The organism is Winogradskyella sp. R77965 (assembly GCF_044594915.1).
GTDB lineage: Bacteria > Bacteroidota > Bacteroidia > Flavobacteriales > Flavobacteriaceae > Winogradskyella.
The window spans coordinates 3,682,819-3,698,353 of record NZ_CP138990.1 but is presented as its reverse complement, the minus strand read 5'-3'; the positions used below and the strand labels follow the sequence as shown (position 1 = coordinate 3,698,353).

The following is a 15,535-nucleotide window of genomic DNA, read 5'->3' as shown; positions in this document are numbered from 1 at the left end:
TTAAATTAAAATCTTTTAATTATCTAATCATCAGTTTTGAATAAAAAACTCGTTGATTATCATCAGTAACTTTTATTAAATATAAGCCTGATTTAAATTGACCATTAGTCGAAACATCCATTCTATTGGAGGTCATTTTATCTTCATAAACTACTTTACCAAGCATATTATAAATAATAACATTGGCGTTAGTCATTGCATTCAGCAGAATTGTAAATTCATTCTTCGCTGGATTTGGAAAAATCTGTGCAGTAAAAGCATTGTCTTCAACCTCTTCAGTGCTTAATGCTTGAGCAAGAATGTAACGAAGTGGGCTAATTGCACCTCCATTTTGAAATAGCACTTGATCACCTGCTGCCGCTGGAGTTACACTATATCTTAAGTTTCCTTGCCCTGGAGGTTTCGCGAACAATGCATTGTTTCCATCACCAGTCCAACCATTCGCTTTTCTTCTTTGAAACTGGTCATAACCGTAATTTGTATCACTTGTATCACTTATTGGCACACCAGTTCTAGCGTTAACTCTAATTTCAGGATCTGATCCAGACCCATCATAAGTTGATTGATCTACAATCATGGTCCATGGTCCAGCACCAAGAGCAGAGAGGTCTGCTGTAATTTCAACATACCCGCTAGAAGCTGGTTGTCTATGGTTTGTTACAGTCCAAAGTTGTGTTGCTTTAGCAGGTGCTGTCGTTATTTCTGCAGCCCACTCCAACTGGCCTGTAGCGACATTAATGGTCATATAAAGTTCACTTCCAGCCAAACCACATGTTGCAATCTTATAAACATCAGGTTCAAGCCATAATTCAGTACATGGTTGATCTGTAGGATCAAAAACCTGAATATTAACAGTAATTTCGTTGGAAGATACTGTTTCATTATTCGCATTATAAGCTACAGCCTGAACAGTATAAGCGCCTTCTGTATCTGGTGTCCAATCTAAAGCATAAGGTTCGCTCAAGTCTTCTCCAAATAAAGCACCATTAACCAAAAATTCTACTTTAGAGATACTTCCATTTTCATCAACGGCATCTGCAGAAATTTGAATGGTTTCATCGACGTCATAAGTTTCGTCATCAAAAGGGTTAGTAAGTGATACTCTAAATGGCTCTATTGCGATATCTAAATCTATAATTTGAAGATATAAAGGTTGTGCACTACCAGATGCATTTTCCATCATATAATAGTATAATTTTCCGTCAGCTATATGTACTTGACCATGGTCAAACGTTTTACCAGTTGTAGCCTGATATACTGTGGTGAAATTATTAGTTCCGCCTGCTGTTTTTTGAATTTTAACTCTACCGCTACTTAAACCAATGATAAATACATCATCTCCAGCAGTATAAATAGCGTCTGCACCTGAAAAATTTTCTGAAGTTATAAAATCAGTAGCTCCTGCAGGTTTGTAGGTATGTAAATTCTTGGTAACGTTGAATTCATCATCCCTTACGCGACTTATAATATGCACATCACCATTATCGGTAACTGTCCAGTCAAATCCTTGTACGATGTAAACTTGATCTACTTGGGTTGTCTGTACATAATCTCCAGGCTCTATGATTTTTATAACATCAGCATCGTAAAGCGGTACACTAAAACTTTGACCATCATGGGTTTTCCAATTAGAGGCACCTGATTGATCGTCGGAATATGCATAATATACTCCGTTTTGTAGTCGAAATTTATCAGTGTTATTTGCAGACCTTCGTTGAAAACCGATACGCATTTTACCATTGACGTACTTCATACTTCCATAAAGTCCCCAATTATATGTAATACCTGGTTGACTGTTTGCACCTAACGCATTAAAATCGGTAAAATTAGACCACGTTGCTGTGTTAGCATCATATTTAGAAAACTTATACATACCATTAGTATGACCACCTTCTCGCATATTCATTAAGAGATCTCCAGCATCGTTTAGAAAAAATTTTGGATACGTTAATCCATCAAATTCGCTTTGTGGAGTATTTCCTGTTAGCTTTAAGTGTTTATAGCCGCCTGTTCCATTTTGAACAAATTTATCTAAAGTAAATTCTGCATCAGAAACTGAGGCTGCATTTGCAATAGAATATGAATATCTAAAATAATCATTGGATAAACTTCCATCTGAAGGTCTTGAAATGCTATACGCATGCATATCGTATAATAAATGTATAGTTCCGTTTAATGGACTTATACCAACAGCAATAGTATTATGCGATTCTCCTAGCCACCATTTATTCTGAAAACCTGTGTGCGTGTGCGGAAACTCTATGGTTGCCATAGTACCAGTTATTGTATTATACCTGGTCAGCATGACATGTCTGTCTGTTTTTCCGCCACGATACCACGTCATAAATACATAGTCTCCGTAGGTCTTTATGCAATCTCCATGTGCGGAAATATTTCTTCCAAAAACATAATCGTAAGATGTTGTACTGCCATTGTCCGAAGACGTATTAGGTACCTTGCTACCATTAAAATGTAAACCAAAATCGGTTATTTTTACTTCGTTTTCTAAAACGACTTGCGCAAAGTTTATCTGAGCTAAGCATAGTGAGAGAAGAACGCATAAGTTCTTTGCTAAAAATCTTATACTAAGGGTATTTTTTGTCATGCTTTTTTCTTTTTCTTGATCCTATAAATTCAAAGAATCTTATAAATTTAGATAGAAAAGCTATTGACCGTATCCTGTTCTATCCTGAGAAATAGTTAAATGAAGTCTATTTCATATAGAATACCTCTTCTAAAGGAATGGATACTGGTGAATTATCTGGATTCACCTCCATAATATCTGCCATAAAATCCCACCATTTTTTTACGATGTCGTTACTAGCCAAATCCTGAGAACCTCCTTCACCAGATACTTTTTGAAACGCAAACAAAGTACTTGTTTCTTCATCAAAAAAAATAGAATACTCACTGACACCATTAGCTTTTAAAAGCACCTTGAGTTCTGTCCATATTTCATTATGACGTTTTTTATACGCTTCTATCTGTCCTCTATTTAGTTTCATCTTAAAAGCAAGTCTTTTCATAGTGAGTTATTTTAGGAATTCTTCATAAAACAAAAAATCATCCTATCTTTTATTTATCAAAAAAGATAGGATGATCTTAAAATGTCTTAATAATTTATAGAACTTATTGTTTCACTATCTTTCTGGTTAAGCTCGCACCATTTTCTCCCTCTAGTTTTACAATGTATAAACCACTTGTAAGTGTACTTACATCTAATTTAGTTGAAGTTGTATCATCAGCAAGATTGCTTGTAATTACTTGTTTTCCAAGTAAGTCGTAAACAGAGATTTGTTTAATACTTTGATTTAAACCTTCTATTGATAACTCATCTTTAACTGGGTTTGAGATAAAAACAGAACTCGTATCAAACTCTTCTGTGCTTAGGGCTTCAACTAAAATAAAACGAATATCGTTAATTGCTCCACCATCATTAAACACTACTGGATCAGCTGCTGCCGCTGGCGCTATGCTATATCTAAAGTTTCCTTGTCCTGGTGGTTTCGCGAACAATGCATTGTTTCCAGCACCAGACCAACCAGTCGCTTTTCTTCTTTGAAACTGATCAAACCCGTAGTTTGCATCCGCCGTATCAGCTATAGGATCACCTGTTCTAACAGCAATTGTAACTACACCATCTGTATCGCCAGGACCATCATAAGATCCCTGATCTACAATCATGGTAAAAGCTCCAGGACCAGGGGTGATGTCTGCTGTAATTTCCACATACCCAGAAGAAGCTGGCTCTCTATGGTCTTGTATAGTCCAAAGTTGTGTTGGATCATCACCTGTTAATTCTGCCTCCCATACTAACTGGCCAGACCCATTAATAGTCATGTAGAGTTCCGAAGTCAAACCGCATGTTGCAAGTTTATAAACACCTGGATCAAGGAATAGCTCAGGACAATTCTGAGCCTGTACTTGAAGCGCAGACATAGCAAACAGCACAAATGCACTAATTTTTAAAGTAATTTTTTTCATAATTTTATGTTTATATGGATTAATTTGTTACAATTTATAATTTTTAATATGCCTAATTATCCTGTACTATCCTGCTCAACTATCCTGTAGGTTTTATATGCTAATAGTTTACATAGTATTTACTCGTGTTTATAATTGTTTCTTTTTAAAATAATTTATTAAATAAGAAGCTATTAATAACCCTTTCTCCTGCATTCTATTTTGAAAACTTAGAAATATCGTTATCTTATGTTACCTAAATTTCTAAAAAAGAATATACTTTTCATTTTGTCAGGTCTGCCAAATTACACCATGCTCCTATTTTTAAATAGAAGTAGTTTTATTTTTATTTAGGTTCTTGTTTAATCTATAGTAATCTTACTTTTCCACCAATTGTCATTAGGTTGAAAATCTTGAGAAAGTAGTTCCATTCTATACTTTTCTAATGAAGGCCACTTCTTATTTATGGTATTAAGTCCTCTTTTTTTAGCTTTTGCCTTATCATATTCAGTGTCTTTAGTTGGGAATTTTGCGTTGACTTCTTTTAACCATGATATTAAATCATTACTCAGATTTTCGGCTATTTCTGAATGTTGAGCAATTACATTTAAAGTATCATGTTCTGTTGATGGTAATTTATATAGCTCTTCATGTTCATCTTCCCAATAGTGAATGAGCTTCCAGCCATTTTGTTGAATTACAGACGTAGGTTCTCCTCCTTGATTGCCGTAATGTGGATAATGCCAATACAATGGTCTTTTTATATTCAAATCTTTACCTTCTAACAATGGCTTCAAACTGATACCATCGACATGTTGTACTTCATTGAGTTGTAAATCTGCTAAATCTAAAAGCGTTGGATACAAATCTGTTGCAATAACAGGATAATCAGTTTGAATTCCACGACCTTTTAACCAAGGTGATTTAATAAAAAATGGCTCTTTTATACCACCTTCCCATTGATAGCCTTTTCCACCTCTTAAAGGTAAGTTACTTGTCGCATAATGATCGCCCGAAGCAACTCCACCATTATCTGAAGTAAAAACCACAATCGTATTATCGGCTACTCCATTGGCTTCAAGTGCTTCTAAAACAAAACCAACCGCATCATCCATGGTTTCTACTAAACCTGCATAAATAGCGTTGTCTTGGACTTGGCGAATAGGTAAGACGCGTTCCATTTTATAACCTTTCTCTGCAATTCCCATGCTATCAGCCTTATTTCTGTATGTTCTCCACTTCTTTTCTGTGGTTTGAATAGGTGCATGCACGGCATAAAACGATAAAAAAGCAAAAAATGTAGAATCCTTATGTTTACCAATAAATTCTGCGGTTTCCTTAGCCAATCGCATACTTAAATTTTCTCCCTTCTGTTTGTTCGGTAGTTTAGGATTATTCCAAGGCGAAAAGAACCCTCCTCTTGGTGAACCTGCTTCTATACCTCCAATATTAATATCGAATCCATGGTCTTCAGGGTAAGACCCTTCACCACCTAGATGCCACTTTCCTGCAAAAAAAGTCTTATACCCATTTTGTTGCATGGCTTCTGCAATCGTCAACTCTTTTTTTGGTAAGACGCGAACATAATCGGCAGGCAATAGTTTATCATGCCTATTTCTACTTCTCCAATCTTCTCCAGCTTTAGCACCAATCCAATCCGTTATGCCATGTCTAGCAGTGAACTTTCCTGTCATTATACTAGCTCTAGACGGACTACAAACACGACTTGCAGAATAGCCATTAGTGAACATCATAGATTGATTTGCCAACTGATCTATGTTTGGTGTTTCATAAAATTGACTTCCTGTAATACCTAAATCGTGATAGCCCAAGTCATCAACTAAAATGAATAAGATATTAGGTTTTTTAGATATAATGACTTCTTGTTCCTTACAATTAAAAAGAACAATTAGACATAATAAAATATAATTTTTAGACAAAAAAAGGATCCTTATAGTTTAATGATTTTTTTAGCAAAATTACTATTTTGATCAGTACTTGAAATAAAATAAATTCCACTATCTAATTCACTTATATCAATTGTATTGCTTGAGTTTTTAATATTGAATTTACGCACCACAACACCCAACATATTAGTAATAGTAAGGTTTGTATTTACAGGTATATTTCTGATTTCTAATCTTCCTGATGTTGGATTTGGAAATATTTTTAATTCTTGTTTAATGATTGTTTCAGTAGATAAAGATGCATCATAACATAAAGATTCTGGGTTATTTAAATTAAACGCTGTACTATCTGAAACATCCGTTCTGCGCAACACCATTTTATCCATAAAAAAGAAATTAGACCTAGCATCTACAATTACGGAATAGTTACCTGGAGCATTAAAAGTGGCCCATATAAACCTAAAAGAATTACCATCATTAGTATTTGTTACAAAGCCCCAGCGCTGTTCTGGAGGTGAGTTTACAGGATGCCTATTCATAAAAGCTTTAAAATACCCATTTGTACTAGAACCTTCTGGACAATCTCTATTTGGGTTACTTACACAACTAGGTCTTGGCTCTAACTGAGGCGTAGCAGTGGAATTGTTTGTATTAGTCGCATAAAAATCATCAGCTACTATATTAAGCCACGCGTCGTTGTGTTCTCCTCCTGAAGTACCTGTACCAATTCGTCCACGCCATGCAAGTCTGTAAGTACCTGGATTATTAATTTTTATATTATAAGTAATTGGAGCTCCCGTTAAGGCATTGAAAGACTGAGGTCCATCCCAAAATATATAATTTATGGTCGATCCAGGTAAATTAGGATCATCTTCACTGCCAGTTTGCCAATTAGTACCAGAAGGTAAGTCGCCTGATTCCATTTCAATTGTTAACAATCCATTTTGTTCTTCAAAAGGTAATATACCATCGCAAGTTACGGTTTGAGAAAACGTTTGATTATATACTATTGAAAGTATAAATATCAGTGCAATTTTTATTGTATTTTTTTTCATAATTCTATGCTATTCAAAATTAATTATTTTCAAACTATTTAACCTTAAGTGTGATTTTCTGCAAATCCTTCTCTACAGAAGATGTGCCTACTGAAATGGTAAATGTACCAGGTTCCACAACTTTTTTCATGTCTTGATTTAAAACATTAAGCTCATCAAAACCTAAATTAAAGCTGACTGTTTTTGTCTCTCCCGGTTTTAAAGTAACACGCTCAAAACCTTTTAGTAGTTTTAAGTATCGCCCAACCGAAGCATAATCGTCTCTTACATACATTTGTATGACTTCATCTCCTTCTCTTTCTCCTGTGTTTGTGACATCAACAAAGACCTTGGTAGAGCCATCTGCATTAATGGTTTCATTCTCAAGTTTTGGTGTACTATATTTGAATGTGGTATAACTCAATCCAAAACCAAAAGGATATAATGGTGATTTATCTGCATCCTTGTATAAACCTTTACCAGAACCTATAAAGTCTGGACGCTCCAAATACGTTACAGGCACCTGCCCTACATCACGAGGAAAAGACACGGTAAGTTTCCCTCCTGGATTCGTATCCCCAAAAATAGCATCTGCAATGGCATCGCCAGAACGCATCCCTAAATACCAAGTTTCCAATATTGATGGGATATTCTCTGCGATATAATTAATAGTCAATGGACGACCATTTATTAAAACTACAATTACTGGTTTCCCTGTTTTATGGATAGCTTCAACCAATTCATTTTGAACTCCGTATAAATCTAGATTTGAACGGTCCGCGCCTTCTCCAACTGTCTTACGAGAACCACCAACAACCAGTACAACAGCATCTGATTTTTTTGCGGCTGCAATAGCTTCTAAAAAACCTTCTTTTGAATTACTCAACAAATCACAACCTTTGGCATAATTTATTTTTACCTTTCCTTCTGTTTTACTGGTTAACCCCTCTAACACAGATGTATAATATGGCGGTAATCCTGAATAACCACCTAATAACGAATAGGTGCCTTTTGCTGGTTGCTCTTCATGTGCATTTGGACCAATTACTGCCAATGATTTAATACTATTGATATCTAACGGTAAGAGATTATTGTCATTTTTCAATAGAATCATAGCTTTTTTAGCCATTTCGTAAGAAAACTCTTGGTGTTCTTTTCTACCAGCATTTACAGTTTCGGTATCAATCGCTTTTGGTTCTGTATCAAATAAACCCAATTTATATTTTGCGGTTAGAATACGAGATGTTGCTTTATCAATATACTTTAGCAAGTCTGGATTCTGAGTCACGGTATCCTTCAACACTTTGGAATTATATGCAGCCAACTTCTCATTTTTACCGATCACTAAGTCCATATCAACACCGGCTTTTAATCCTAAAATAGCTGACTCCGTTCTAGTTTCGGCAATAAAATGCATGGTTCCTAATCGAGCGACATCATTATTATCGGAAATAATAAAACCATCAAAACCTAGTTCATCTCGTAAAATATCTTTTAACAACCAAGTGTTCATATGGTTTGGAACTCCATTATAATCTTGATGACCTGGCATCACAGAACCTACCTTTGCTTCTTTTATTGCAGCCTCAAAAGGTGGCAGATAAACCTCACGTAAGCGACGTTCGGACATATCACTAAAACCACCATTGATACCACGTCTATTTTCAGGATATCCAATAAAATGCTTAGCCGTTGCAATTACATGATTCTCATCAAATTGTTCATCACCAGTGCCTTGTAAACCTTCTATAAATGCAACACCCATTCTAGATACCAAATAAGGATCTTCACCATAAGATTCTTCAACACGGCCATATCTTGGATCTCCAGAAATGACATCTAAATTGGGCGAATAACAATGTGTAACACCTAATGCACGCGCTTCTAAAGCTGTTTGAGAAGCCATTTTTCTGACTAACTCTGGTTCCCAAGTAGAGCCCGCGGCAATAGCTTGCGGATACACTGTTGTATTACCATAATAATCGAGTACAAGCCACATACCGTGTAATGCCTCTGCATACTTCATATACGGAATACCTAAGCGATCATTAGCCGGTGCATCTTGGGTCATTTCGGCAATCTTTTCATCCAATGTCATTTCACTAATAAGACTTTCTACTTTTTTAGCGATTTCCGTCTCTTTCTTACTTGTTGTTTGCTGAGAACTAGTTTCCGATTTACAGCCGGAAAATATGATTACAACGCCTATGGCTAGTAATAATTTCTTCATTTTATCTTATTCGTTTGTTAGTCAAAGTTTCGTATTCCTGGTACGATTTTAATATTTAAAAACGCTTGATCTTTTGGCCATTTTAAAATCACCAATTTTTGCGAATTCGTATTCCAAATATAATTAGAGGGATCAAAATTGTCTGGTGATTTATAAGTTTCTAATCCTACATTTTTTAGTGGATTATAAAACATCACCACATCTGAATCTATCAGTATTGAAAATCCATCAGGATAATGACGGTTAGCACCAATGAATACTTTTGATGCACCTTTAGAGTTGTCTGTCTTTATTTTTATGTCGAGCGTTCTTGTGGCATGATTAAAGAAAAACGATTGTATATCTCCTGCTATGGCTTGCGGAAATGGTCTCGATATAACATCAGTGATGTATTTACGTTCCACAGTACCAGCATCTGTACTATCACTAAAAATAGACCAAGTAGATGGTCCACCAGAAAGAAAATGCTGCATGGTTCTGTTCCCTAAAAACCAAGCTTTAATTGAGCCGACTCCCATACGATCAAAAACCTCAGCGGTTCTTATATAGAGTTCTCTATATTTTAACTGACCTAACTTGCCATCAATCAACGTATCAGTTTTTGCAAATGTTGGAAAGCCCCATTCTCCTATAAGAATTGGTGCATTTAACATATCTGATTCTTTATCAAACCGATCCATGTTTCGTTTAATGAAGTCTATATCATTTTGATAAATGTGCGGTGCAAAAATGATGTTCTTTCTGTTAATTGGTGACTTTATTTCAGCATATTGATTTTTTTCTACCTTCTCTCCTTTATTCATAAAGATGGATTGAAACAAAATCATTTTATTGGCATTGATTTTCTGGCTTTCGTCAATAATGTTTTGATAAAGTGGTATGAGGTATTTGTTAGTTAAATCCTCATATGAAATATCCATGGTTAACTTTCTTGGTTCATTAACCACATCGTAACCAAAAACAGCATCATTATCTGAAAATCGATTCCAAATCACTTTCCAGGCATCAATATACGTATTGTATTCTCCTTTTTTATTGAGCCAAAATTCTTCCCAAACAAATTTGTCGACACCATAAACCGTCATTTTAAAGACCGTTTTTATACCATGATTTTTGCCAAGAGCAACAAGCGTATCTAATTTTTTAAGGTAATTTGGTTCTAGTTGACCTCCAGGAAAGGCACTTAGCTTGCCTAATTCTAAACGGATCACTTGGGTATTGGCACCCATTCTTACCATTCTGGCATAGTCGTCACTATTAAAAAAGACTTCGCCTTTATGGTCGTTTGTATTAACTACAAAACCTCTTGGGATAATATGACGTCCTGCATCATCTCTTAAGCCATGTTTTATTTGCGAGTAAGTCAGAAATGGTACAATAAAACATATCCAGAAAACAACTTTTAATTTCATTAAATAAGGTATTAGCTAGCAGAAGACAAGATAAGTTTCATAAATAATATTTGTACCCTGTACTATACTGTATTTTTATATTGTGAGATTCCATAATTAAAAAATTATAAAGTAAAGAAGACCGAAATAAATCTATTCCGGTCTTCTTTTGTTTTAAAACTAGCTAACTCAAATACTAATTCTTATCTATATCCATTATTTGTTGGATCTGAATCTAATAAATAATAAACTCCTAATAACCTGGATTTTGAGTTAAATTTGGATTTAACTGCAATTCATTTAAAGGAATTGGTAATAAAACATGATAATCCTTTATATTTTCATCAGGGTTATAAGTTATAAATTCTGCATTACGAACAACATCTAAATAAATACCCCATCTTATTAAGTCGTATCTTCTTGTTGCCTCTGCAGCTAACTCCCATTTACGCTCGTCATAAATAGCTTCTCTAAACGCTTGTTGACTTAGACCTAAAATTTCTTCTGCTTCTTCCGTGGTAGCATAAGCTCGCTCTCGTATACTCCTAATATATTCAAAAGCAGTATTAGCATTACCACCTGGACGCTCGTTTTCACATTCAGCAGCCATTAAATGCACATCTGCCATTCTGAATACTAATCTATTATCACCGTGATTAAATCTTGGAGAAGTCTCAAATTTAAGACTCATGAATTTAGGCATGTATGTATGATTCAACTGAAAACCCTCATAAGAGTCCATAATATTTAAAGGTCTTCTTAAATCATTAGCAGGAAAATTATCTGCAAAATCTTTCGACGCTATCTGAAGTCCAGTACCATTAAATTCTTCTCCATTGGCAGTTAGTGCTGCTCTCAGAGGATCTCTATCATCTGAATTTGCTGGCTCATCTCTTATACGCGGATTAAAGAGACTTGGTCTCCAATAATTGTTTCCAGCAAATGAACGGCCTGGAAATGCAGGCTCAAATTGCCCTGTAACATCCTTAGCAAAATCTAATGACCAAATAATTTCTGCATTATATTCATTAGCAGGGTCAAACACTTCCGCATAAGTTGGTAATACGATATGAGGAGATCCATTGATAATCTCTAAACATTTATCTAAGCCCATTTGCCATTCTTGAGCTTTCATATGTATTTTTGCTTCAATAACAGCTGCTGCCCACTTAGAGGCTCTTCCTCTATCTTCATCTGGCAAAACAGATGGCAAATTATTTTGTGCAAACTCCAAATCATCTAGTACACTTGCTAAAATAACATCTTTATCAGTTCTTGCAAGTGAACCAATCTCTTCTAGGGTAAGAACTTCTGTATAAAAAGGAGCATCACCCCAAAGGTTGGTAATATGCCAATAAGCCATAGCGCGCAGAAATCTCGCGTTTGCAATAGCATTGGTCTGAACATCTTGAGAAATGGCTTCATTTCCTGAAACCCTATCAATAATAACATTAGTATTTAAGATAACTCTATACAAATTCTGCCAAGTATCAGACACACTCATTTTTTGGTTTGAGATATCAGCAGTAGCCGCACTTAAACTGTAATTACCCATTATCTCGAAAATCGGATGTGTACGATTTGGCTCTATAATATCGACCCCGTTGTCATACCAATTATCCAACCCTGCCTGTCCGTAAATAGAGTTGTTTTTAATTACGGAGTATATACCAGTAATACCTTGTTTTGCATCCTCATCAGTGGCAAAGAAATTTTCTGGAGTAACAATATCTCTTGGGTCTTCCTCTAAAAAATCATCACAACCAAAACACGTGAACATAATTAAGGAAATACATAAAAATAATTTATTTGTTTTCATAATTCTATTTTTTAAAAAGTTACGTTAAGTCCTAAACTTAAAACACTAGCATTGGGATACTCTCCATTTGCAAATCCTTGAGCAAGATTACCCAAACCAGTTCTACCAAATCGACTCGTTTCAGGATCAATTAATCTAAAATCTGAAAGCAGCAGTAAATTGGTTCCAGTTGCATAAATTGCCATACCTTTAACACCTTTCCACCCCATTTCTTCAACTGGCAAATTATACGTAAATCTAACATTTTTTAGACGCAAGTGTGTAGCGTCCTCGACATCAAAAGAATTGGGCTGATAAGCACCTTCAACAAATCCAGGTCTAGGAACATCAGAATTTGGGTTCTCAGGTGACCAATAATTAGCAACTTCTGCATATTTTGGAAGCTCTCCACGAATGAAAAAACTATTACGTGTTCTTAAATTAAAAACTTCACTACCAACCGTTCCTTGAATATAAATACTTAAATCGAAGTTTTTATAAGAGAAATTGTTTTCAAATCCAAAAATCAAATCTGGAAAAGGATTTCCTAGTACCTCAAAGTCTTCGTTGGTTATAAAACCATCTCCATCTGTATCCTTATATCTTGGACCACCAACAAAATTTGTAGCTGCATCTTGTCCTGAAGCATCAATTTCATCTTGACTTTTCCAAGTTCCTAAATACTGGACTCCCGTAAATACTGGTGCCGTTTCACCAACGATTAACCTTAGGTTACCAGCACCTAAAATCTCATCTACAACTACATCAATAAACTCCTCACCTCCTAAATCCAACACCTTATTTTTATTAGAAGAAAGCGTTAATGTAGAATTCCAATTAAAGTTATCATTACTTATGTTAGTAGAATTTACTAGAAATTCCCACCCTTTATTTTCTAAAGAACCTATATTTTGTAATTGATTTGTATAACCTGTTTGTCTAGGTATAGTAACATCTAATAATAAATCTTCTGTCTTCTTACGATAGTAATTGAACTCTGTAAAAACTCTACCTCCAAAAAGCGAAGCTTCTAAAGCAATATCAAAAGACGTTGTTGTTTCCCAAATTAAATTAGGATTTGCTGGTCTACCCAAAAGAAGACCTGGAAGTTCAATACCATTAGTCGAGGTGTTTGCCTCGGCATATACAGCCAAAGTACTGTATGGATCTATGGCTTGGTTACCTGCTTGACCATAACTAGCTCTAAGTTTTAAATCACTAAATATGTCTTGATCTTGCATAAATGACTCTTCACTAATTTTCCAAGCAGCTGCTATAGAGGGGTAAAAATTATACTTATTACCAGGAGCAAACACAGAACTACCATCACTTCTACCAACCAATGTTAACAAATACTTGTCTTTATAGTTATAATTAAGCCTACCGAAAAAGGAAACAAGTGTTCTTTGACTATAACCAGAACTCACTACATTTCTTGTAGGATCAGTTCCTAATCCTAAAGAGTTGAATGTCGTTGCATCCGTAGTAAACCCAAAAGCCTGAGCTGAAGCAGTTTCAATAACATCTTTCTGAAAAGAGGCACCACCTAAAACCGTATAACTATGATCCTCTCCAACAGTTCCAGAATACTGCACCGTATTTTCGTTATTCCAATTAATAGCAGATATAGTACTTATCCTAGCATTACTGTCTCCTACTTGTAAATCTGGTCTTTGGCTAGACGTAAATTCGTTTCTTTTAGAATTGGTAATATCTGGATTAAATGTAGAACGTATAATTAAATTTTCTATAGGACTATATTCTAGATATATCGTTGCTAATAAATTACTGGAGGTAGTCTCATCTATATCTAGTGCTGCTATTGCAACAGGGTTCCCAAATGGATTACCGGTTACTTCATTGGCCCCATTAAAAGAACCATCGTCATTGTAAACAGGTTGGGTTGGTAAAATACCTAGAAGACCGCTATAACCAACTACACCATTGTCTAATTTAATTCTTGAATAATTAAAACGAGTTCCTGCTTTTAAATTATCAGTTATTTTAAAATCTAAATTAGACCTAAAGATATATTTTTGTATTCCCGAATTTTCAATAAGACCATCTTGATCGAAAAAATTTAACGAATTATAATAACTCGCACTTCCGTTTTCTGAAGAGCCAGCTATAGAAACATCTACATTAGTAATAGGTGATACATCTAATAAAAGGTCTAAATAGTCATTATCTGGGTAGGTAGATGGATCATCAGGAAATGGTTCAGCTACACCCCTTATTATTGCATCCTGATTGGTGTATTCAATTTGTTGTTCTTGACTTAAATAGTCTGGTCGTTCAGGCACTAATTGTGAGCTTGTTCGAATACCTATATTAATTTGTGGTTTACCACCACTAATATTAGCACCACTTTTTGTGGTTACCAAAATAACCCCATTTGCACCTCTCGAGCCATAAATAGCAACAGATGATGCATCTTTTAAGACCTCAATAGATTTTACATCATTTGCATTAAGATTGTTTAGGTTAAAATTAGTTCCAACAATAATACCATCAATAACCCAAAGTGGTTCGTTACTACCAGTAATGGAATTACCTCCACGTACTCTAATGGAGGTACCAGCACCTGGCGCACCACTAGTTTGCGTTACTTGTACACCTGCGGCTCTACCTTGCAGGGCTTGATCAACTCTCGAAACTGGTACATCAGCTACATCTTGAGCACTAACCGATGAAACCGAACCTGTTAAATCAGATTTTCGCTGGGTTCCATAGCCAATAATAACGACCTCATCAAAGGCATTGTCTGGCTCTAAAATTACATTTATTACAGTCTGACTTCCTACAAGCACCTCTTGTGAGGTATACCCGACATAAGAAAACACTAATGTACTTTCCGAATTGGCTTGGATTGAATAATTACCGTCAAAATCTGTTTCAGTTCCTGTTGTTGTTCCCTTAATTATGACTGAAGCACCAGGAAGAGGAAGTCCTTCTGCTGTAACCTTACCAGTTACCAATTGCGCATTTGACATTGCAACAAATGAAAATGTCAAAATTACACACAGCCATGTTTTACGAAAACTCAAACATTTGTTCAATGTGATTAATAAATTCATAAAATTTTTGATTAATTGTTAATATTCTTCTAATTTATTATGAAAAAAATTATCAACTATCCTGTTCTAACCTTTACTATCCTGCACTATCCTGTAATTCTAAATGTATTTTAATATCAAGATTATGAATAAAAT

Annotated in this window: 9 protein-coding genes; all 9 read right to left on the bottom strand. The window is 35.2% G+C overall.

What is annotated here, in order from left to right; all coding sequences use genetic code 11:
• Positions 1-19 precede the first annotated feature (19 nt).
• The 9 genes from SJY34_RS16375 to SJY34_RS16335 all read right to left on the bottom strand — a co-directional run bounded on the left by SJY34_RS16375 (position 20) and on the right by SJY34_RS16335 (position 15,400).
• Positions 20-2,605 (bottom strand): BNR-4 repeat-containing protein, encoded by a 2,586-nt coding sequence (locus tag SJY34_RS16375; RefSeq protein ID WP_400077530.1) that lies wholly within the window; start codon positions 2,603-2,605, stop codon positions 20-22.
• A 106-nt stretch (positions 2,606-2,711) separates the two neighbouring features.
• On the bottom strand, positions 2,712-3,026 hold the full coding sequence (gene rhaM, locus SJY34_RS16370; protein ID WP_400077528.1) for an L-rhamnose mutarotase: 315 nt from the start codon (positions 3,024-3,026) through the stop codon (positions 2,712-2,714).
• Between the two features lie 103 nt (positions 3,027-3,129).
• Positions 3,130-3,984, bottom strand: a complete 855-nt coding sequence (locus SJY34_RS16365) for a T9SS type A sorting domain-containing protein (protein WP_400077526.1) — start codon at positions 3,982-3,984, stop codon at positions 3,130-3,132.
• Positions 3,985-4,325: 341 nt separating this feature from the next.
• Positions 4,326-5,903: a sulfatase gene (locus SJY34_RS16360; protein ID WP_400077524.1), complete on the bottom strand. Its 1,578-nt coding sequence runs from the start codon at positions 5,901-5,903 to the stop codon at positions 4,326-4,328.
• Between the two features lie 11 nt (positions 5,904-5,914).
• Positions 5,915-6,925, bottom strand: a complete 1,011-nt coding sequence (locus SJY34_RS16355; RefSeq protein ID WP_400077522.1) for a T9SS type A sorting domain-containing protein — start codon at positions 6,923-6,925, stop codon at positions 5,915-5,917.
• A gap of 34 nt (positions 6,926-6,959) precedes the next feature.
• On the bottom strand, positions 6,960-9,134 hold the full coding sequence (locus tag SJY34_RS16350; RefSeq protein WP_400077520.1) for a beta-xylosidase: 2,175 nt from the start codon (positions 9,132-9,134) through the stop codon (positions 6,960-6,962).
• 17 nt (positions 9,135-9,151) lie between these two features.
• Entirely contained in the window at positions 9,152-10,546 is a 1,395-nt protein-coding gene (locus tag SJY34_RS16345) for a cellulase family glycosylhydrolase (protein WP_400077518.1), read from the bottom strand.
• A gap of 232 nt (positions 10,547-10,778) precedes the next feature.
• Positions 10,779-12,344, bottom strand: a complete 1,566-nt coding sequence (locus tag SJY34_RS16340; protein ID WP_400077516.1) for a RagB/SusD family nutrient uptake outer membrane protein — start codon at positions 12,342-12,344, stop codon at positions 10,779-10,781.
• 11 nt (positions 12,345-12,355) lie between these two features.
• Positions 12,356-15,400, bottom strand: a complete 3,045-nt coding sequence (locus SJY34_RS16335) for a SusC/RagA family TonB-linked outer membrane protein (protein WP_400077514.1) — start codon at positions 15,398-15,400, stop codon at positions 12,356-12,358.
• Positions 15,401-15,535: the final 135 nt, after the last annotated feature.